General features: G+C 64.6%; 18 protein-coding genes and 1 riboswitch. Of the genes, 10 read left to right on the forward strand and 8 right to left on the reverse strand.

The window, feature by feature from the left end; genetic code table 11:
- Positions 1–13 precede the first annotated feature (13 nt).
- Positions 14–409 carry a DUF1090 domain-containing protein gene (locus tag IX761_RS11945; RefSeq protein WP_194789794.1) on the forward strand — a complete coding sequence of 132 codons (396 nt, stop codon included), beginning with the start codon at positions 14–16 and terminating at the stop codon, positions 407–409.
- Positions 410–497: 88 nt separating this feature from the next.
- Here IX761_RS11945 and IX761_RS11950 read toward each other — a convergent pair whose 3' ends face one another.
- Positions 498–944 (reverse strand): c-type cytochrome, encoded by a 447-nt coding sequence (locus IX761_RS11950; protein WP_194789845.1) that lies wholly within the window; start codon positions 942–944, stop codon positions 498–500.
- Positions 945–1,063: 119 nt separating this feature from the next.
- Here IX761_RS11950 and IX761_RS11955 point away from each other — a divergent pair, with 119 nt between their 5' ends.
- Positions 1,064–2,215: a murein transglycosylase A gene (locus IX761_RS11955; RefSeq protein WP_194789795.1), complete on the forward strand. Its 1,152-nt coding sequence runs from the start codon at positions 1,064–1,066 to the stop codon at positions 2,213–2,215.
- 151 nt (positions 2,216–2,366) lie between these two features.
- Here the strand turns inward: IX761_RS11955 and IX761_RS11960 are convergent, their stop codons facing one another.
- Together IX761_RS11960 and IX761_RS11965 are read right to left on the reverse strand one after the other, a co-directional pair.
- Positions 2,367–2,753 carry an MAPEG family protein gene (locus IX761_RS11960; RefSeq protein WP_194789796.1) on the reverse strand — a complete coding sequence of 129 codons (387 nt, stop codon included), beginning with the start codon at positions 2,751–2,753 and terminating at the stop codon, positions 2,367–2,369.
- A gap of 30 nt (positions 2,754–2,783) precedes the next feature.
- A complete protein-coding gene (locus tag IX761_RS11965) occupies positions 2,784–3,617 on the reverse strand; it encodes an EamA family transporter (RefSeq protein WP_194789797.1) in 834 nt (277 codons plus the stop codon).
- Positions 3,618–3,856: 239 nt separating this feature from the next.
- On the opposite strand from IX761_RS11965, the gene IX761_RS11970 reads away from it, so the two are divergent.
- The gene (locus IX761_RS11970; RefSeq protein ID WP_194789798.1) at positions 3,857–5,092 is read left to right on the forward strand and encodes a cation:proton antiporter; all 1,236 of its coding nucleotides are present in this window, start codon (positions 3,857–3,859) and stop codon (positions 5,090–5,092) included.
- A gap of 133 nt (positions 5,093–5,225) precedes the next feature.
- On the opposite strand, the gene IX761_RS11975 is transcribed toward IX761_RS11970, so the two are convergent.
- Positions 5,226–5,627: an acyl-CoA thioesterase gene (locus IX761_RS11975; RefSeq protein ID WP_139673986.1), complete on the reverse strand. Its 402-nt coding sequence runs from the start codon at positions 5,625–5,627 to the stop codon at positions 5,226–5,228.
- 179 nt (positions 5,628–5,806) lie between these two features.
- Positions 5,807–5,902: riboswitch (S-adenosyl-L-homocysteine riboswitch) on the forward strand.
- Positions 5,903–5,923: 21 nt separating this feature from the next.
- Here IX761_RS11975 and ahcY point away from each other — a divergent pair.
- From ahcY to IX761_RS12000, 5 genes are all read left to right on the forward strand, one after another.
- Positions 5,924–7,333: an adenosylhomocysteinase gene (gene ahcY, locus IX761_RS11980; protein ID WP_194789799.1), complete on the forward strand. Its 1,410-nt coding sequence runs from the start codon at positions 5,924–5,926 to the stop codon at positions 7,331–7,333.
- 141 nt (positions 7,334–7,474) lie between these two features.
- Entirely contained in the window at positions 7,475–8,320 is an 846-nt protein-coding gene (gene metF / locus IX761_RS11985; protein WP_194789800.1) for a methylenetetrahydrofolate reductase [NAD(P)H], read from the forward strand.
- A gap of 78 nt (positions 8,321–8,398) precedes the next feature.
- Positions 8,399–9,475 (forward strand): hypothetical protein, encoded by a 1,077-nt coding sequence (locus IX761_RS11990; RefSeq protein WP_194789801.1) that lies wholly within the window; start codon positions 8,399–8,401, stop codon positions 9,473–9,475.
- 55 nt (positions 9,476–9,530) lie between these two features.
- The gene (locus IX761_RS11995) at positions 9,531–10,310 is read left to right on the forward strand and encodes a substrate-binding periplasmic protein (protein WP_194789846.1); all 780 of its coding nucleotides are present in this window, start codon (positions 9,531–9,533) and stop codon (positions 10,308–10,310) included.
- Between the two features lie 221 nt (positions 10,311–10,531).
- Positions 10,532–12,478, forward strand: a complete 1,947-nt coding sequence (locus IX761_RS12000) for a DEAD/DEAH box helicase (protein ID WP_194789802.1) — start codon at positions 10,532–10,534, stop codon at positions 12,476–12,478.
- A 122-nt stretch (positions 12,479–12,600) separates the two neighbouring features.
- Here IX761_RS12000 and IX761_RS12005 read toward each other — a convergent pair whose 3' ends face one another.
- The 3 genes from IX761_RS12005 to IX761_RS12015 form a co-directional block, all read right to left on the reverse strand.
- Positions 12,601–13,179 carry a YceI family protein gene (locus tag IX761_RS12005; protein ID WP_194789803.1) on the reverse strand — a complete coding sequence of 193 codons (579 nt, stop codon included), beginning with the start codon at positions 13,177–13,179 and terminating at the stop codon, positions 12,601–12,603.
- Between the two features lie 34 nt (positions 13,180–13,213).
- The gene (locus tag IX761_RS12010; RefSeq protein ID WP_194789804.1) at positions 13,214–13,765 is read right to left on the reverse strand and encodes a cytochrome b; all 552 of its coding nucleotides are present in this window, start codon (positions 13,763–13,765) and stop codon (positions 13,214–13,216) included.
- Positions 13,766–14,086: 321 nt separating this feature from the next.
- A complete protein-coding gene (locus IX761_RS12015) occupies positions 14,087–15,946 on the reverse strand; it encodes a flavin monoamine oxidase family protein (RefSeq protein ID WP_194789805.1) in 1,860 nt (619 codons plus the stop codon).
- Positions 15,947–16,185: 239 nt separating this feature from the next.
- On the opposite strand from IX761_RS12015, the gene IX761_RS12020 reads away from it, so the two are divergent.
- Both IX761_RS12020 and IX761_RS12025 read left to right on the forward strand, forming a co-directional pair.
- Positions 16,186–17,592 carry an adenosylmethionine--8-amino-7-oxononanoate transaminase gene (locus IX761_RS12020; protein ID WP_194789806.1) on the forward strand — a complete coding sequence of 469 codons (1,407 nt, stop codon included), beginning with the start codon at positions 16,186–16,188 and terminating at the stop codon, positions 17,590–17,592.
- 173 nt (positions 17,593–17,765) lie between these two features.
- A complete protein-coding gene (locus IX761_RS12025) occupies positions 17,766–18,485 on the forward strand; it encodes a 16S rRNA (uracil(1498)-N(3))-methyltransferase (protein WP_194789807.1) in 720 nt (239 codons plus the stop codon).
- Here the strand turns inward: IX761_RS12025 and trhA are convergent.
- A complete protein-coding gene (gene trhA, locus IX761_RS12030) occupies positions 18,482–19,099 on the reverse strand; it encodes a PAQR family membrane homeostasis protein TrhA (protein ID WP_194789808.1) in 618 nt (205 codons plus the stop codon). The two genes, IX761_RS12025 and trhA, sit on opposite strands and share 4 nt — an antisense overlap.
- Positions 19,100–19,171 lie beyond the last annotated feature (72 nt).

The raw sequence follows: 19,171 nt of genomic DNA on the forward strand, positions 1-19,171 counted from the left end.
AATGGAGCCCCCGATGAAACTGCTTTCGTCCCTCGCCCTGTCTACCCTGCTCGGCTTCGCCGCCACCCCGCTGCTGGCCGCCGAAGAACAGCCGGCGCTGACCGGCTGCGCGGCCAAGCGCCAGGCCATCAGCGAACAGATCGAACAAGCTCGCGCCCATGGCAACGCCGACCAACTGGCCGGGCTGGAGACGGCCCTGAGTGAAGTGACCGAGCATTGCACCGATGCGGGTCTGCGCAAGGAGCGCGAGCAGAAGGTGCTCGACGCCCGTCACGAAGTGAACCAGCGCACCAAGGACCTGGACAAGGCCATGAAGAAAGGTGACGCGGAGAAGATCAACAAGCGCAAGGACAAGCTCGCCGAGGCGAAAAAAGAACTGCAGGAAGCGGTGGACGAGCTGGAGCGCTGATCGCCTGTTAGGGCCCTATCGCCGGCAAGCCGGCTCCCACAAATACCCTGTGGGAGCCGGCTTGCCGGCGATAGGGCCGGAGCGTCGATCAGTGATTACGAAACTCGGTATGGCACGCCTTGCACGCCGCCTCGACCTTGTCCATCGGCCCCTTGAGCTGCGCGGCCTCCAACGGCTGACTGCGCGTCACGTCCACCAGCTCGCCTGTGACTCCTTCCAGTTGCCGGGCCAGGGCATGGAACCGCGCCTGGCGCTCCCAGACGTCCGCCCGGGCACTGCTGTCGCCCTCGTCACGCACCTGCGGGAAGTGCTGCCAAGGCTGGTGGGAAAGGCCATCGAGCTTGACCGCGCCGTCGGCGAACTTCGCGCCATCGAACGGCAACCGCCCGCGCAACATGCCGCCCATGTCCTCGCTGGTCTTGAGCATCTGCTTGAAGATCGCCTTGCGCTGGCCCAGCGGCGAGTTGGGGTCGACCTGGTCACAGGCGGCCAGGGCCATTGCGGCGAGCAGTACTACGGTCAATCGCTTGAACATCACGGTCTCTTCGGCCAGGAACAACGGGGCGCCAGTATCGCCGCCCATTGGCCAAAGACCAATAGCCACACAGAAAACAAGGGCGAATATTCATCTTCGTCCGCCACAGGATCGCATTCATGACCTCTGCATTGCGTCACCTTGCCTGGGCGCTGCCTGCCCTGGCCCTGCTGGCCGGCTGCAACGGCGGCGAGAACGCCAAGCCAGAACCCCACGCCATCGCCACCTACGCCCTCGCCACCTGGCAGGATTTGCCCGCAGTGAGCGACGACGACCTGCTGGCCGGCTTCAACGCCTGGCGCAGCGGCTGCGAAAAGCTCAAGCGTGACCCGGTCTGGGCCGCCACCTGCGAGGCGGCCGGCACGGCGACGGCAAGCGCCGCCCAGGTGCGCACCTTCCTCGAACAGAACCTGCAGGTGTATGGCCTGCGCTCGGCCGAGAACAACGCCAATGGCCTGATCACCGGTTACTACGAGCCGGTCTACCCGGGCAGCCTCAACCGCACGGAAGCGGCGCACGTGCCGGTGTACGGCGTGCCCGAAGACATGATCGTGGTCGACCTGGCCAGCGTGTACCCCGAACTCAAGGGCAAGCGCCTGCGCGGTCGTCTCGAGGGGCGGGTGCTCAAGCCCTACGACACCGCCGAGACCATCAACCGCGACGGCGCCAAGGCACCGGTGCTGGCCTGGCTGACCGACCCGATGGACCTGCAGTTCCTGCAAATCCAGGGCTCCGGGAGGGTTCAACTGGAGGATGGGCGCCAACTGCGCATGGGTTATGCCGACCAGAACGGCCACCCCTATCGGCCCATCGGCCGCTGGCTGGTGGAGCAAGGCCAACTGAAAAAGGAAGACGTGACCATGGGCAGCATTCACGCCTGGGCCATGGCCAACCCGCAGCGTGTGCCCGAGCTGCTGGCCAGCAACCCCAGCTACGTGTTCTTCAGCACTCGCCCGGACAGCAACGAAGGCCCGCGCGGTTCGCTCAACGTACCGCTGACCGCCGGCTACAGCGTGGCCATCGACCGCAAGGTGATCCCGCTGGGCAGTTTGTTGTGGTTGTCCACCACGCGGCCTGACGGCAGCCCGGTGGTACGCCCAGTGGGCGCGCAGGACACCGGCGGGGCCATCACTGGCGAGGTGCGCGCGGACCTGTTCTGGGGCACTGGGCCCGAAGCCGGCGAATTGGCGGGCAACATGAAACAGCAGGGGCAGATCTGGATGTTGTGGCCCAAGGGCCAGCCATTGCCCGAGGTACCGAAGGTGCCCTGACGCACACTCGCCTGTAGGAGCGGCCTTGTATCGCGAAAGGGCCGCAGAGCGGCCCCAGCAATTTGTGCGCTGACACCAAAACCCGGGGGCCGCTTCGCGGCCCTTTCGCGACACAAGGCCGCTCCTACAGGGGACGGTGTTCGACGCGGTCTCAGACCGACACGACGAAGAACGCCACGATCAACGCCAACCCCGCGAACCACACGATCGAGCGCAGCGCCGCCCAGTCGGCCAGGTAGCAGATGATGTACAGCAGCCGGCTGGTGATATACATCACCCCCAGCACATCCTGGGTCACCTGCTCGGCATTGCCGACGATGTCGGCCACCAGCACCGCCGCGGCAAACGCCGGGAACGCCTCGTAGCTGTTCTGCTGGGCGGCGTGGGCTCGCCGCGGCAGGCCCGACAGGGTGTCGAGGAAAGCACGCGGATCATGATTGTCCTTCAGCCCGAAGCGGCCACTGCTGGCCTTGGCAATCAGGGCGCACAGCGGGGGCAGGACCAGGGCGATAAGGATGCACCACAGGGCTACGGTCATGGTCAGGACTCCTTGTTCAAAATGGATCGGTCAGAGCTTCATCACCAGCATGCCCGCCAGGACCAGCCCGCAAGCTAGGAGTCTCGGGCCGCCAAAAGGTTCTTTGAGGTAGCGCATGCCCAGCAGCACCACCAGGATCACGCTGAGCTCGCGCAACGCCGCCGCCTCGGCCACCGAGCCCAGGTGCATGGCCCACAGCACCAGGGCGTAGCTCAACAGCACGCACACCCCCACCGCCAGCCCCAGCTTCCACTGCGTGCGCCAGAACAGCACGAACGGTGCGCGCCGGGCCACGCCGGCCAGCAACGGGAATGGCCAGGCACTGAGCAGAGTGAGCCACACCAGGTAATCCAGCGGTTTGCCCCACAGGCGCACGGCCTGGCCGTCGAACCAGGTGTAGCAACCGATGCACAGGCCGATCAGCGCCACCACCGGCAGCATCGACCAAGGCAGCCGGTCGCCGCCGCCGCCCTGCCACAGCAGACAGGCCATGCCGCAAGGGATCAGCAGGATGCCGATGATCTGTTGCTGACTGAGCGATTCGCCGGCGAAGGCCAGGGTCAACCCCAGCACCACCAGCGGCGACAGCCCACGCATCAGAGGGTAGACCAGGCCCAGGTCACCGACTCGGTAGGCTTTGATCAGCAGCACGCGGTACAGCTGCTCGGCCAGTGCCGAAGCCAGCAGCCAAGGCCAGATCTCGCCTGGCGGGAAGTCGACGAAGGCCACGGCCAGGACCGCGAACACCAGTGCCACCAGGTCCATGCTGGCGATCACCAGCAGGCGCTCGGCGCTGAACTTGATCAGGGTGTTCCAGGTGGCGTGCAGCAGGGCTGCGACCAGTACCAGAGAGGTTGCCAACACGCCTTGAGATCCTTGCAGTCGTTTTGGGGCGATCACTATATAGCGGTTCGCCGGCAAGCATAGAGGGGCGCCCCGTAGGAGCCGGCTTGCCGGCGAACAAGCACTTACACAGGGCCTATCCCTGGAACCATCCCGACAATTCTGGTCATAAGGTGTGTCCCGAACGCGCCGCCAGATCATCCAAGAACTGCCCGAGCCATTCGGGTAACGACTTGGAAGCCACTGTCACAGGATTCGGGATGCTTGAATTAGTTGCCGCGTTTATCTGCCTCACCACCCTCCTCACCTATGTGAATTACCGTTTCATCGGCCTGCCACCCGCCATCGGCGTGATGGTCACGGCGCTACTGTTCTCCCTGATGCTCCAGGGCCTGAGCCTGATCGGCTTCCCGGGCCTGGAAGAACGCGTCGAAGGGCTGATGAACCAGATCGATTTCAACGACCTGCTGATGCACTGGATGCTGGCGTTCCTGCTGTTCGCCGGCGCCCTGCACGTCAACCTCGCCGACCTGCGCAGCTACCGCTGGCCGATCGGCCTGCTGGCCACGCTCGGGGTGCTGATCGCCACCGTGGTGATCGGCTACCTGGCGCACTGGGTGTTCGGCCTGTTCGGCTGGCACGTGCCGCTGATCTACTGCCTGCTGTTCGGCGCGCTGATCTCGCCGACCGACCCGATCGCCGTGCTCGGCGCGCTGCGTACCGCCAACGCGTCGAAACCGCTGAAGACCACCATCGTGGGTGAGTCGCTGTTCAACGATGGCACGGCCGTAGTGGTGTTCACTGTGTTGCTGGGCATCATCCAGCTGGGCGAGACGCCGAGCGTTGCCGACACCGCCCTGCTGTTCGCCCGCGAAGCGATTGGCGGCGTGGTGTTCGGCGGCCTGATCGGCTACGCCACCTACCGCATGATCAAGAGCGTCGAGCAGTACCAGGTCGAGGTGATGCTGACCCTGGCACTGGTGATCGGCGGCTCGGCGATGTGCTACGAGCTGCATGTGTCGGCGCCGATCGCCATGGTGGTGGCTGGCCTGATCATCGGTAACCTGGGGCGCAACCTGGCGATGAACGACATGACCCGCCGCTACATGGACGGTTTCTGGGAACTGATCGACGACATGCTCAACGCGCTGCTGTTCGCCCTGATCGGCCTGGAGCTGTTGCTGCTGCCGTTCAACTGGCTGCACCTGGCGGCGGGTGGCGTGCTGGCGGTGGCAGTGCTGCTGGCGCGGCTGCTCACAGTGGCCCCGGCCATCGTCCTGCTGCGCCGCTGGCGCGCAGTGCCGCAGGGCACCATTCGTGTGCTGACCTGGGGTGGTTTGCGCGGGGGCGTGTCGGTGGCGCTGGCACTGTCGCTGCCGATAGGTGAAGAGCGCGACCTGCTGCTGTCGATCACCTATATCGTGGTGTTGTCGTCGATCCTGATTCAAGGCCTGACGGTGGGCAAGGTGGTGCGCAAGGTCAGCGCCCAGCCTTGAGCATGCCGGGGCCGCTGTGCGGCCCTATCGCTGGCAAGCCAGCTCCCACAGGCTTGTGCAAGCCAATGGCCTGCGCTGTACCTGTGGGAGCCGGCTTGCCGGCGATAGGGCTGCATAGCAGCCCCAAGACGGTTCACTCGACCGCAGAATCCGGAAACTGGTCCTGGATGTACTTGATCTCGGTCCTGCCGTGCGCAGCCGGCAAGCCATCTTCACCCAGGTTGACGAACACCATCTTGTCCACCGTGAGGATGGCCCTGCGGGTGATCTTGTTGCGCACTTCGCACTTGAGGGTGATGGAGGTGCGGCCGAACTCGGTGGCGGTGATGCCCAGTTCGATGATGTCGCCCTGACGCGAGGCGCTGACGAAATTGATTTCGGAAATGTACTTGGTCACCACGCGCTGGTTGCCCAGCTGGACGATGGCGTAGATCGCCGCCTCTTCGTCGATCCAGCGCAGCAGGCTGCCGCCGAACAAGGTGCCATTGGGGTTGAGGTCTTCGGGTTTTACCCATTTGCGGGTGTGAAAGTTCATCTGTACTCCTGACCTGCGTGTTTGACGTGCGGTAATGATGGCAGACCGGCGGGTCACGCTCCATTGAGCATCGACTATCGTCTCGATTAATCGACAGAAAGCCTTGGGTCTGTCACACGCCCACGGCTATAATCCCCGCCGATTCAAATGGCCCCCCGCAGTGGTGGCCATCCCGCCACCCGACCGAGGGGCGCTGCAGCAGGTTCGTCCTGTCAGGCTCGGTTGGGGCGTTGTCCGCCACGCGGACGCTCAACGCACAACGGCGCCCATTCGCACACTACGAATGGAGGCTCTTCATGAGCGCTGTAAACACGCCTGCCGGCTTTACCGATTTCAAAGTCGCTGACATCTCCCTGGCCGCCTGGGGTCGTCGCGAAACCATCATCGCCGAATCGGAAATGCCTGCCCTGATGGGCCTGCGTCGCAAGTACCTGACCGAGCAACCGCTCAAGGGTGCCAAGATCCTGGGCTGCATCCACATGACCATCCAGACCGCCGTGCTGATCGAAACCCTGGTTGCCCTGGGTGCCGAAGTGCGCTGGTCGTCCTGCAACATCTTCTCCACCCAGGACCAGGCCGCCGCCTCCATCGCTGCCGCCGGTATCCCGGTCTTCGCCTGGAAAGGCGAAACCGAAGAAGAGTACGAGTGGTGCCTGGAGCAGACCATCCTCAAGGATGGCCAGCCATGGGACGCCAACATGATCCTCGACGACGGCGGCGACCTGACCGAATTGCTGCACAAGAAATACCCTGCCGTCCTGGACCGCGTCCACGGCGTGACCGAAGAGACCACCACCGGCGTGCACCGCCTGCTGGACATGCTGGCCAAGGGCGAGCTGAAGGTCCCGGCGATCAACGTCAACGACTCGGTCACCAAGAGCAAGAACGACAACAAGTACGGCTGCCGTCACAGCCTGAACGACGCCATCAAGCGCGGTACCGACCACCTGCTGTCGGGCAAGCAAGCCCTGGTGATCGGCTACGGTGACGTGGGCAAGGGTTCGGCCCAGTCGCTGCGCCAGGAAGGCATGATCGTCAAGGTTTCCGAAGTTGACCCGATCTGCGCCATGCAGGCCTGCATGGACGGCTTCGAGCTGGTCTCGCCGTTCATCGACGGTATCAACACCGGTACCGAAGCGAGCATCGACAAGGCACTGCTGGGCAAGATCGACCTGATCGTCACCACCACCGGTAACGTCAACGTCTGCGACGCCAACATGCTCAAAGCGCTGAAGAAGCGTGCCGTGGTGTGCAACATCGGCCACTTCGACAACGAAATCGACACCGCCTTCATGCGCAAGAACTGGGCGTGGGAAGAGGTCAAGCCGCAGGTGCACAAGATCCACCGCACCGGCGCTGGCGACTTCGACCCGCAGAACGACGACTACCTGATCCTGCTGGCCGAAGGCCGCCTGGTGAACCTGGGCAACGCTACCGGTCACCCAAGCCGCATCATGGACGGTTCGTTCGCCAACCAGGTACTGGCGCAGATCTTCCTGTTCGAGCAGAAGTTCGCCGACCTGTCGGCCGAGAAAAAGGCCGAGCGCCTGACTGTTGAAGTACTGCCGAAGAAGCTGGACGAAGAAGTGGCCCTGGAAATGGTCCGTGGCTTCGGCGGCGTGGTCACCCAGCTGACCCCGCAGCAGGCTGAGTACATCGGTGTGACCGTCGAAGGTCCGTTCAAGCCGCACGCCTACCGCTACTAAGCGGCGGGATGCCGGCATCAGGGCACACGCCCGATGCCGGCAGGCAACGTTTCGAACCGATGTCCGAGCCAGGCCGGCCCCCACCGCCCTGGCTTTTATTTGCAGGCAGCAGCCGATGGCCCACTGCCGAAGGAACGAGTGATGTCACAAGAACGCCGCTACAGTTTCGAGTTCTTCCCCACCAAGACCGACGCCGGCCACGAAAAGCTGATGGGCGTCGCCCGCCAGCTGGCCAGCTACAACCCGGACTTCTTCTCCTGCACCTACGGTGCCGGTGGCTCGACCCGCGACCGCACCTTGAACACCGTGCTACAGCTGGAAAGCGAAGTGAAGGTGCCCGCCGCCCCGCACCTGTCCTGCGTGGGTGACAGCAAGGACGACCTGCGCTCGCTGCTGGCCGAGTACCAGGCCGCCGGGATCAAGCGTATCGTCGCCCTGCGCGGCGACCTGCCGTCGGGCATGGGCATGGCCAGCGGCGAGCTGCGCTACGCCAGCGACCTGGTCGAGTTCATCCGCCAGGAAACCGGCGACCACTTCCACCTGGAAGTGGCGGCTTACCCGGAAATGCACCCGCAGGCGCGCAATTTCGAGAACGACCTGGCCAATTTCGTGCACAAGGTCAAGGCCGGTGCCGACAGCGCCATCACCCAGTACTTCTTCAACGCCGACAGCTACTTCTACTTCGTCGAGCGCGCACAGAAGCTGGGCGTGGACATCCCGGTGGTGCCCGGCATCATGCCGATCACCAACTACAGCAAGCTGGCGCGCTTCTCTGACGCCTGCGGCGCCGAGATCCCGCGCTGGATCCGCAAGCAGCTGGAAGCCTATGCCGACGATACCGCCAGCATCCAGGCGTTCGGTGAGGAAGTGATCACCCGCATGTGCGAACAACTGCTGCAAGGCGGCGCACCGGGCCTGCACTTCTACACCCTGAACCAGGCCGAACCGAGCCTGGCGATCTGGAACAACCTGAAGCTGCCGCGCTGAAAATCGTCGCCATGAAGGAGGCTTTGGCTTAGGCTAAAGCCTTCTTCACTTTTACCTTGCGATAGGTTAACGGCCCGTATGCAGCACCCAGTCTCCGCCAATCCTCAGCTCGTCTACCTGGCATTCGGCCCGGCCACCTATCACCAGGAAGCCTGCTTCAGCATCGTCAGTGCCCTGGCGCACCTGGGCGGCACGCCCGGCGCAGCACTCGACATCCAGGTCTACACCGACAACCTCGAACCGTATCGCCAGCTGCCGGTGACCACCCACCTGCTCGACGAAGCCACGCGCAAGGCCTGGAACCAGCCCCACGGCTATCACTTTCGCAGCAAGCATGTGTTGATCCACAAAGTCCTGGAGCAGCATCCCCAGGCGGTCCTCATCGACACCGATACCTTCTTCCGCACTTCTCCACTTGAGCTGTTCCGCCGTATCGAGCCCGGCACCCTGCTGTGCAATGCCATCGGTGGGCGCTTTGGCGAGAACCAGAAGTGCGTGCTGTACAAGAACCTGCTGGATATCCTCCAGGCGCGTGGCCTGGCCGATTGCCAGATGCCGCTGCTCAACTCCGGGGTCATCGGCCTCAACGCCGAGGACGCGCCGCTGCTCGAGCGCTCCATCGCCATGATGGACGAGTTCCACCCCCTGGCCCGCGAGGCCTACACGCTGGAAGAGTTCTGTTTGGCAGTGGCCGCCTACCGCACCCTGAACGTCAGCGAATGCACCGACGTCATCCACCACTACTGGAGCCGCAAGGCGCAGTTCCGCGCCAAGATCCAGGCCTGGCTACGCAAGCATGGCGATGCGCCGCTGAGTGAGGCTGCACTGGCCGACGTGCTGCTGGTCAACGACCAGTTGCCGCGCCCGCCCGCCCTGCACCGCATGGGTTACAAGGCGTTGACCCTGATGCTCCCGAGCCACCAGCGCCAGTTCGCCCGTGAACTGCTGTACGGCTGCTACCCCTACCCGAACGAGTTCGACCGCGCCTGTGCCTCGGCCTGGTGGGACAAGGCGCTGGAAAACCTCAACCAACGCCACGGCCAGCTGGACCCGCAACAACTGCGCCGCTGCCTGCGCCACCCCGGGTTGCGCCTCTCCCTGGGGGGCCGGCGGCATGAGGTCGAGTCGCACCTGATGAAGCGACAACAGGACTGATCGGCATGCCGGGGATGCCATTGCAGGGCTACCAGCCTTGAGCCCGCCCCGCGCCATGCCCGCCCGCCTACGTATGCTCTGCCTGCTGTTGGCCTGCCTTAGCCCGCTGGCCCACGCTGAACGCCTGCGCATCGTCAGCGATGACTGGGCGCCCTACCTCTACCAGGACGGTGCCCAACCCAAAGGCATCGACTACGAAGTGACCAACGAAGTGTTCAAGCGCCTGGGCGTCGAGGTGCAATGGGAAATCCTGCCCTGGAAGCGCTGCCTGGCGATGATCCAGCAGGGCCTGGTGGACGGCGTGATGGATGTCTTTCGTATCGATTCACGCCAAGGGTTCATGGTCTACCCTGACGAGCCGATGTCGGATGTCGAGTTCGTCCTGTTCCAGGCCCGCGCCCGCCGCCACACGGTGAACAACCTCGAAGACCTCGCCGGCCTGACCGTGGGCACCTCGCCGGGCTACACCTACGACAGCACCTTCGCCGACTCGCCGCTGTTTCGCCGCGAATCGGCGCCCAGCCACGAAGCCAACTTCGGCAAGCTGGCACTCGGGCGCATCGACCTGCTGGTGACCGACCGCAAGGTTGGGCGCTACCTGATACGCAAGCTCGGCATGGAGCAGACCGTCGAGGAACTGCCGCTGGTGATCGGCCGCCAGCAACAGTACCTGGGCCTGGCCCGCAAGCCCGGCAGGGAACAACTGGCCCAGGCGTTCTCCGAAGAGTTGCAGCGGTTCAAGCAGGAGCCGGGGTACGCCGCCATCAATGCGCGTTATGTCGGCGCCGAGCAGATTCCTTTCGCCGTTGAGCAGCAGGAACGCAGCACACGCTGATTGCTCTGTTATACTCGGGCCTTCCCGCCCGGCTCACGCCCGGACGCTCGGCCTCTTCACAGGCATCCCGACCCGCAGCGCAGCACCCTCCGTGCTACCCGCCGCCCCCTGGATACCCTGTGATCGCCCAGCTGGACCGGACGCGATCGCATCCCTCCGATGCCCGTCGCGCCAGGCAGAACACCCCATCGGGCCCAGCCCCCACGAGAACAGGATTGCCCATGTCCTTTGCTTCCCTCGGTCTCTCCGAGGCTCTTGTCCGCGCCATCGAGGCCGCGGGCTATACCCAGCCCACTCCGGTGCAACAGCGGGCCATTCCCGCCGTGTTGCAAGGCCGCGACCTGATGGTCGCCGCCCAGACAGGTACTGGTAAAACCGGCGGCTTCGCGCTCCCGATCCTCGAGCGCCTGTTCCCGGGTGGCCACCCCGACAAATCGCAGCGCCACGGCCCGCGCCAACCGCGCGTGCTGGTGCTCACCCCGACCCGCGAGCTGGCAGCGCAAGTGCATGACAGCTTCAAGGTGTATGCCCGCGACCTGAACTTCATCAGCGCCTGCATCTTCGGCGGCGTCGGCATGAACCCGCAGGTCCAGGCCATGGCCAAGGGCGTCGATGTGCTGGTGGCCTGCCCCGGTCGCCTGCTCGACCTCGCCGGCCAGGGCAGCGTCGACCTGTCGCACGTGGAAATCCTGGTGCTGGACGAAGCCGACCGCATGCTCGACATGGGCTTCATCCACGATGTGAAGAAAGTGCTGTCGCGCCTGCCGGCCAAGCGCCAGAACCTGCTGTTCTCGGCGACCTTCTCCAAGGACATCACCGACCTCGCCGACAAGCTGCTGCACAACCCCGAGCGCATCGAGGTGACGCCGCCGAACACCACCGTCGAGCGTATCGAGCAGCGCGTGTACCGCCTGCCGGCCAGCCACAAGCGCGCCCTGCTGGCCCACCTGATCACCCTCGGCGCCTGGGAACAGGTGCTGGTGTTCACCCGCACCAAGCACGGTGCCAACCGCCTGGCCGAGTACCTCGAAAAGCACGGCCTGACCGCTGCCGCGATCCACGGCAACAAGAGCCAGAACGCCCGCACCAAGGCGCTGGCCGACTTCAAGGCCAACACCGTGCGCGTGCTGGTGGCCACCGACATCGCCGCCCGTGGCCTGGACATCGACCAGTTGCCTCATGTAGTCAACTTCGAGCTGCCCAACGTCGAGGAAGACTACGTTCACCGCATCGGCCGTACCGGCCGTGCCGGGCGTTCGGGCGAAGCCATCTCGATGGTCGCCCCGGACGAAGAAAAGCTGCTCAAGAGCATCGAGCGCGTCACCAAGCAGAAAATCCCTGATGGCGACTGGATGGGCTTTGACGCTTCGCAAGTCGAGGCGGAAAAGCCCGAAGTGCGCGAGCGCCCGCAGAACAACGGCCGCGGTGGCCGCAACCAGCAAGCTCGCGGCGACGCCGGCAAAGACGGCAGCGGCGGTCGCAAGGACAAGGGCAAGGACAAAGGCAAGCAGAAGCCTGCCGCCGAGAAACAGGCCGACAAGGAGAAGTCTGGCGACAAGCAGCAGCAAGGCGAGCAGCGCAAGCCGCGTGACAAGAAGCCGCGCCAGCAGCAGGCCAGCCAGGGCCAGAACGCCGCACCGAAGGCGCCGGCTAATCGTGACCCGGAAGAGTTCCTGGACGACGACGTGGACAACTTCGGTAACCGCGCCGACTACGTCAGCCCCTACCAGAACGCCAAGAACCAGGGCCGCAACCGTCGCCCCGGTGGCAATGGCGGTCAGGGCCAGGGGCAAGGTCAGCGTAGTGGCGGTGGTCAAGGCCAGGGCCAGGGTCAAGGCCAGCGCAGTGGCGGCGGCCAGGCTCAGGGCCAAGGCCGTGGCAATGGCCAGCAGCGCCAAGGCCAGAACCAGGGCTCGGGCGAAAAACGCGCCCGTAACGGTGGCGGCAGCAATGGCGGCGCCCGTCGTGATAACAACGGTGGCCGCAACCGCCGTGACGATTCGGCGCGCCAGGAACCGGCCGTGCGCAACCCGCGCGACTCGCAGCCGGCACCGGTAATCATCCGCAAGGAGTCCAAGCTCGACCGTTACCCAACGCCCGAGCAACTGGACGACCTGCCGAGCCGCCCACGCGGCGAGCGCCCGGCGCTGTTGACCCGCAAGGGCTGATGCCGCATTCGCCGGCAAGGCCGGCTCCTACAGCTACACACCTGTAGGAGCCGGCCTTGCCGGCGAACAGAACACAAACAAAAACGCCGCCCATTGGGCGGCGTTTTTGTTAGCGAGGCAAATTACTTCTGCTTCACACCTTCGACACTGATATCCAGGTCCAGGGTTTGCGAGGTAGCACCCGGGCCCTTGATGCCGAAGTCGTTCAGGTTGAGGGTCGTGGTGGCGTTGAAGCCGGCGCGCTCGCCGCCCCATGGGTCCTTGCCTTCACCGTTGAAGGTGGCCTTGAAGGTGACTGGCTTGGTCACGCCGTGCATGGTCAGGTCGCCGGTCACGTCAGCGGTCTTTTCACCGGTGGACTTGACGCTGGTGGAGACGAACTTGGCTTGCGGGTACTTCTTCACGTCCAGGAAGTCGGCGCTGGCGATGTGCTTGTCACGCTCGGCGTGGTTGGACCACAGGCTGGCGGTTTTCAGGTCGACGCTGATCTTGCTGGCCTCAGGCTTGGCGCTGTCCCAGGTGAACTGGCCGTCGAAATCCTTGAAGGTGCCGTGGATGAAGCTGTAGCCCAGGTGGCTGATCTTCCAGTCGACGAACGCGTGCTGGCCTTCCTTGTCGATCTTGTACTCGGCGGCCATGGCCTGGCCGGCGGAAAGCAGAGCGGTACCGAGCGCCAGAGCGGCAAAAGTCTTTTTCAACATCCTTACTTCCTTCCTTTGCAATTGAGGTTGAGAGTCAAGCTTTGCGGCCCAGCATACGGATGAGGGTCGCGTCACGGTCGATGAAATGATGCTTGAATGCCGCCAGCGCGTGGAGCACGGCGAAGATCACCAGGCCCCAGGCCAGCCACAGGTGGATAACCCCGGCGGTATCGGCTTGATCCGGCAGGTCGCTGACCAGCGCCGGCACTTCGAACAGGCCGAACACCGGAATGCCGACACCGTCGGCGGTGGAGATCAGGTAACCGGCGATCATCACGGCGAACAGCCCCAGGTACAGGGCCAGGTGCCCAAGTTTCGCCGCCAGGCGCGTCACCTTGCCATGGTTGGCCGGTGCCGGTGGCGGTGGGCTGACGAAACGCCAGAGCACCCGCAGCAGCATCACCGCCAACAGCACAAGGCCAATGCTCTTGTGCAGGTCGGGGCCGGATTTGCGCCAGGGGCTGTAATAATCCAGGCCGACCATCCACAGCCCCAGGCCGAACAGGCCGAAGACTGCCAGCGCCACACCCCAGTGCATGACGATGCTGACCAGGCCATAGCGAGAAGATGAATTGCGCAGTTGCATGTTGGCGTATTTCCCCGTGAAAGCTGTGCACAGACTAGCGCGAAACGTATCGAAGAAAAGCGTAAAAAACTGCTCGGGATTATCGACAAACCCGATAGCAATTTTGCAAGCTTGCCATTAAGGAAACGTTAACGATAGCCGCTCCCACAGGTACTGCACCGTATTCTTGTAGGAGCGGCCTTGTGCCGCGAAAGGGCCGCATAGCGGCCCCGGCAATTCCTGCAACAATGCAGAAATCTGGGGCCGCTTCGCGGCCTTTTCGCGGCACAAGGCCGCTCCTACAGTGGACGGACAAGCCCGTTAAACGAGGCTGGCGAAGGTTCAGTCGGCCTTGGCCTGGCTGTTGACCACCGCCTTCTTCGCAGGCTCGGCCTTGGCCGTGGCTTTCTTCACAGGTTCCGGCTTGGCAGCTGGCTTTTGCGCCTGCTTGGCAGCTGGCTTGTGTGCCGCAGGCTTGGCCGGTGCGGCTTTGGCAGGGGCTGCCTTGGCTGGCTCTTCCTTGGCAACCACCGCAGGGGCTGGCGCTGGCGCTGCGGGAGCAGGAGCAGGCACCACTGCCTCGGCCTTGGCGATCGGTGCGGCCTTGGCCTCTGGCTTGTCAGCCCCACCGAACAGGCGCGAGAAGAACCCAGGCTTGTCCTGCTTGGCCTCTTCGACCTTCACCGGCTCCGGCTTGGCAGGCGCTTTCTCGGCCTTGTCCGACGCGCCGCCGAACAGGTTGGAGAAGAACCCGCCCTTGTCCTTGGCCGCCACTGCTGCCGCCGTACCAGCGGCGGCGGTGGCCGCAACCGACTTGACCGGGTCGAACGATTTGCCGGCAGCCAAATCCTGCACTTGGCTGGCCGCGCGCTGGCCACTGCGCAGGGCGCCTTCGAGGGTGCCCGGGTAGAGGGCGTCGGTGTGCTCGCCGGCGAAGGCGATGCGCTGCACCGGGCGCTCCCACAGCCGCCAGTACTTGCTGATCTGGCCAGGGCCGAAGGCCAGGTAGGCGCCGCCCATGCCCGCATCGGTGCTGTAACGGCGTACTTCGTAGCCGGTGAACGCGCCACGGGCCTGTGGATAGAAAGCGTGCAGGCGGATCAGCACCTGGTCGACCATCTGCTTGTCACCGAATGCCTGCAGCAGGCGGGCATTGTCACCGGACAAGTTGATCACCACGTTGGCGCCGCCCTTGAGTGCCGGTTCGATCCACAGCATGCCCAGGCCGGTGTTGCTGAAGATCTCACCGGACATGCGCGCCCGGCTTTCCCACACCGGGTTCTTGAACTTGAGCATCAGCTGGTCGCGCCAGCCGTAGTTGGTGCCCTTCAGCGCCGCCAGGTGCTGGTTGTCCAGGCCCGGGGTCATCTGGATCTTGGCCAGGGCGCGCAGCGGCACGGCCATGACCAGGTAATCGGCCTGGTAGCCCACCGCACCGACCTTGACCGTCACGCCGTCCTTGTCCTGGACGATGGCGGTGACCGGCGAGCTGGTCTTGATGGTCTTGAGCTGCTTGACGAAGGCCTGGGCCAAAACCGGGCTGCCACCCGGCAGGCGCGCGGCACGCAGGTCACGGTCGCTGACGTTGCGGTACACCCGGCCCTGCTGGGCGAAGTACAGCAGCGACAGGCGCGACGGTTCGTCGTAGCGGGTGCGGATCTGCTGGTTGATCAGCTGACGGGCGGTGGCCGGCAGTTGCAGCTTGTCCAGCCAAGTGGACACGTTCATCTGGTCGAGAGCGAACAGTGTGCTGTTGGCCGCTGGGTTGAGCGGGTCTTCGATCGAGCGCGCCAGGTCGTCGAGGGTCTTCTCGTAGCGCTTGAGCGCATCGGCGGTGGCCGGCTGCTTGGTGGCCAGGTCGGCGGCGCTGAAGTACTCACCATCGATCAGGTAACCCGGGGTGCGGACAAACTCTGGTGCAGGCAAGGTCGAGACCTTGAATTGCTCCAGGTACTGGTTGAGCACCGGCTGGGTCTTGTTGTTGCCGATCCACTCGCTGGTGGCCAGGCCCGAACGCCCGCCCATACCGGCCTTGGCCTCCAGCAGGGTGACCTGCCAGCCTTTGCTCTGCAGCTCGTAGGCTGCGGTCAGCCCCGCCAGGCCGCCACCGACGACGATCGCCGTCTTGTCCTTGGCCAGCGCGCCCGCGCTGGAGACACCAATCAATACAATCGCGCACAGGCGCACCCAAGCAGCAGCCATGATGGCGAACTCCGGTTCAGAAACGTGGGATGAAAAGGGGGAAGAACACCCCCGGGGCAAGTAGCGTTAAGAATACGTCAGGTCCGCGCACCTCGCCAGCCAGCGACAACAAGTGCCTTTGCCTGTTCAGATTTTTCTTGCAGCGTGCGTGAGGGCCCTGCGCCTGACGGTTGTCCCGCCTGCCGGCTTTGCTTAGGCTTACGCGGTCTAGCAAAGCTGCCAAGCCAGGAGAAGTGCCCATGGGCCTCAACGATCAGTGGATGCAACGCGACCTCAAGGTCCTGTGGCACCCCTGCACCCAGATGAAAGACCACGAGCAACTGCCGCTGATCCCGATCAAGCGCGGCGAAGGCGTGTGGCTTGAAGACTTCGAGGGCAAGCGCTACCTGGATGCGGTCAGCTCCTGGTGGGTCAACGTGTTCGGCCACGCCAACCCGCGCATCAACCAGCGCATCAAGGACCAGGTCGACCAGCTCGAACACGTGATCCTGGCCGGGTTCAGCCACCAGCCGGTGATCGAGCTGTCCGAGCGCCTGGTGGCGATGACCCCGGCCGGCCTGGACCGAGTGTTCTACGCCGACAACGGCTCGTCGTGCATCGAAGTAGCACTGAAGATGAGCTTCCACTACTGGCAGAACACCGGTAAGCCTGCGAAAAAGCGCTTCGTCACCCTGACCAACAGCTACCACGGCGAGACCATCGCAGCGATGTCGGTGGGTGATGTGCCGCTGTTCACCGAGACTTACAAAGCTCTGCTGCTGGACACGATCAAGGTGCCCAGCCCGGACTGCTACCACCGCCCCGAGGGCATGGGCTGGGAGGAGCACTCGATCAATATGTTCGCGGCCATGGAGCAGACCCTGGCCGAACACCACCAGACCCTCTCGGCGGTCATCGTCGAGCCGCTGATCCAGGGCGCCGGTGGCATGCGCATGTACCACCCGGTGTACCTCAAGCTGCTGCGCGAAGCCTGCGACCGCTATGACGTGCACCTGATCCACGACGAAATCGCCGTGGGCTTCGGCCGCACCGGCACGATGTTCGCCTGCGAGCAGGCCGGCATCCGCCCCGACTTCCTGTGCCTGTCCAAGGCGTTGACCGGCGGCTACCTGCCGTTGGCCGCCTGCCTGACCACCGACAAGGTGTACCAGGCGTTCTACGACGACTACCCCACGCTGCGCGCGTTCCTGCACTCGCACAGCTACACCGGCAACCCGCTGGCCTGCGCCGCGGCCCTGGCGACGCTGGACATCTTCGAGCAGGACAACGTGATCGAAAACAACCAGGCCCTGTCGGCACGCATGGCCAGTGCTACGGCGCACCTGGCCGACCATGCCCACGTTGCCGAGATCCGCCAGACCGGCATGGCCCTGGCCATCGAGATGGTCCAGGACAAGGCGACCAAGGCCGCCTACCCCTGGCAGGAGCGTCGCGGCCTGAAGGTGTTCGAGCACGCCCTGACTCGGGGCGCGCTGTTGCGCCCGTTGGGCAGCGTGGTGTATTTCCTGCCGCCCTACGTGATCACCCCGGAGCAGATCGACTTCCTGGCCGAGGTAGCCAGCGAAGGCATCGATATCGCCACCCGTGACAGCGTCAGCGTGGCGGTGCCGGCCAACTTCCACCCCGATTTCCGCGATCCGGGCTAGCCTGCAGAGCAACGAGCATACCCCTGTAGGAGCGGCCTTGTGTCGCGAAAGGGCCGCAAGGCGGCCCCGGCAATTTGTGCATCGCCGCTGAAATCCTGGGGCTGCTGCGCAGCCCTTTCGCGACACAAGGCCGCTCCTACAGAGGGCGAGTACACCCTTTCAATGAGCGCCCCATGAGACTCTCCCGCTTCTTCATCGACGCCCCCCTGGCCCTCGGCGAGCACGACCTGCCCGAAGCCCAGGCCCACTACATCGGCCGTGTGCTGCGCATGGCTGCCGGCGACGCCGTGCAACTGTTCGACGGCAGCGGCCAGGAATACCTCGGCCAACTGCTCGAAGTCGGCAAGAAAAGCGTGCGCGTGAACCTCGACCAGGCCCTCCCCGGCCAGGCCGAATCACCGCTGCACATCCACCTCGGCCAGGGCCTGTCCCGTGGCGAGCGCATGGACTGGGCGATCCAGAAAGCCACCGAACTGGGCGCCAACCAGATCACCCCGATCGTCAGCGAGCGCTGTGAAGTCCGCCTGAAGGACGAGCGCGCCGACAAGCGCCTGGCCCACTGGCGCCAGGTGGCGATCAGCGCCTGCGAACAATGCGGTCGCTCCACCTTGCCGGTCATCCACCCCCCGGTCACCCTGGCCGAGTGGCTGAAAAGCACCGAAGCCGACCTGAAACTGGTGCTGCACCCGGTGGCCGAACCACTGACCAGCCATGCCCAGCCCGCCAACCTAGCCTTCCTGATCGGCCCCGAGGGTGGCCTGAGCGACGCTGAAGTGGAACAGGCCAAGGCCGCCGGCTTCCACGCCGCCCGACTCGGCCCGCGGGTGCTGCGCACCGAAACCGCGCCGGTGGTGGCGCTGTCGGTGGCGCAGCAGTTGTGGGGCGATTTCTAACTGACGTAGAACAACACCGCGACGAAGTGCATCAGGCTGCCGGCGATGACGAACAGGTGCCAGATGCCGTGCCAGTGGCGGAACCGGCTGTCGAAGGCAAAGAACACGATGCCGACGGTGTAGAACACACCGCCGGCCGCCAGCCAGGCGAAGCCGGCGCCGCCCAGGCTGTGCAGCAGCGGCTTGACCGCCACCAGCACGATCCAGCCCATCACCGCGTAGATGATGATCGACAGGATGCGCGCCTCCGAGCGCGGCTTGATCTCTTGCAACATGCCGATCAGCGCCAGCCCCCAGACCACCCCGAACAGGCTCCAGCCCCAAGGGCCACGCAGGCTGACCAGGCAGAACGGCGTGTAGCTGCCGGCGATCAGCAGGTAGATCGACAGATGGTCGAGCTTGCGCATCACCCGCTTCGCCTTGCCGCGGGTGCTGTGGTAGAGGGTGGAGATGCTGTAGAGCAACAGCAGCGTGAAGCCGTAGATGGAGAAGCTGACGATCTTCCAGGGGTCGCCCTGCAAGCCCGCGACGACGATCAGCCAGACCGCGCCGATGCAGGCCAGGACCGCGCCGACCAGGTGGGTCCAGGCGTTGAAACGTTCACCGTAGTACATGCAGGCACAGACCTCCTGAGGTCGATGTGGTTCCTGATACATCGCCCCCTGTAGGAGCGGCCTTGTGTCGCG

The organism is Pseudomonas sp. UFMG81 (genome assembly GCF_015354575.1).
GTDB lineage: Bacteria > Pseudomonadota > Gammaproteobacteria > Pseudomonadales > Pseudomonadaceae > Aquipseudomonas.

What these genes read in the sequence shown, in the direction of transcription:
- IX761_RS11945 (WP_194789794.1), top strand. Translation starts at nt 14, where the DNA reads ATGAAACTGCTTTCGTCCCTCGCCCTGTCTACCCTGCTCGGCTTCGCC.
- IX761_RS11950 (WP_194789845.1), bottom strand. Translation starts at nt 944, where the DNA reads ATGTTCAAGCGATTGACCGTAGTACTGCTCGCCGCAATGGCCCTGGCC.
- IX761_RS11955 (WP_194789795.1), top strand. Translation starts at nt 1,064, where the DNA reads ATGACCTCTGCATTGCGTCACCTTGCCTGGGCGCTGCCTGCCCTGGCC.
- IX761_RS11960 (WP_194789796.1), bottom strand. Translation starts at nt 2,753, where the DNA reads ATGACCGTAGCCCTGTGGTGCATCCTTATCGCCCTGGTCCTGCCCCCG.
- IX761_RS11970 (WP_194789798.1), top strand. Translation starts at nt 3,857, where the DNA reads ATGCTTGAATTAGTTGCCGCGTTTATCTGCCTCACCACCCTCCTCACC.
- IX761_RS11975 (WP_139673986.1), bottom strand. Translation starts at nt 5,627, where the DNA reads ATGAACTTTCACACCCGCAAATGGGTAAAACCCGAAGACCTCAACCCC.
- ahcY (WP_194789799.1), top strand. Translation starts at nt 5,924, where the DNA reads ATGAGCGCTGTAAACACGCCTGCCGGCTTTACCGATTTCAAAGTCGCT.
- metF (WP_194789800.1), top strand. Translation starts at nt 7,475, where the DNA reads ATGTCACAAGAACGCCGCTACAGTTTCGAGTTCTTCCCCACCAAGACC.
- IX761_RS11990 (WP_194789801.1), top strand. Translation starts at nt 8,399, where the DNA reads ATGCAGCACCCAGTCTCCGCCAATCCTCAGCTCGTCTACCTGGCATTC.
- IX761_RS11995 (WP_194789846.1), top strand. Translation starts at nt 9,531, where the DNA reads ATGCCCGCCCGCCTACGTATGCTCTGCCTGCTGTTGGCCTGCCTTAGC.
- IX761_RS12000 (WP_194789802.1), top strand. Translation starts at nt 10,532, where the DNA reads ATGTCCTTTGCTTCCCTCGGTCTCTCCGAGGCTCTTGTCCGCGCCATC.
- IX761_RS12005 (WP_194789803.1), bottom strand. Translation starts at nt 13,179, where the DNA reads ATGTTGAAAAAGACTTTTGCCGCTCTGGCGCTCGGTACCGCTCTGCTT.
- IX761_RS12010 (WP_194789804.1), bottom strand. Translation starts at nt 13,765, where the DNA reads ATGCAACTGCGCAATTCATCTTCTCGCTATGGCCTGGTCAGCATCGTC.
- IX761_RS12015 (WP_194789805.1), bottom strand. Translation starts at nt 15,946, where the DNA reads ATGGCTGCTGCTTGGGTGCGCCTGTGCGCGATTGTATTGATTGGTGTC.
- IX761_RS12020 (WP_194789806.1), top strand. Translation starts at nt 16,186, where the DNA reads ATGGGCCTCAACGATCAGTGGATGCAACGCGACCTCAAGGTCCTGTGG.
- IX761_RS12025 (WP_194789807.1), top strand. Translation starts at nt 17,766, where the DNA reads ATGAGACTCTCCCGCTTCTTCATCGACGCCCCCCTGGCCCTCGGCGAG.
- trhA (WP_194789808.1), bottom strand. Translation starts at nt 19,099, where the DNA reads ATGTACTACGGTGAACGTTTCAACGCCTGGACCCACCTGGTCGGCGCG.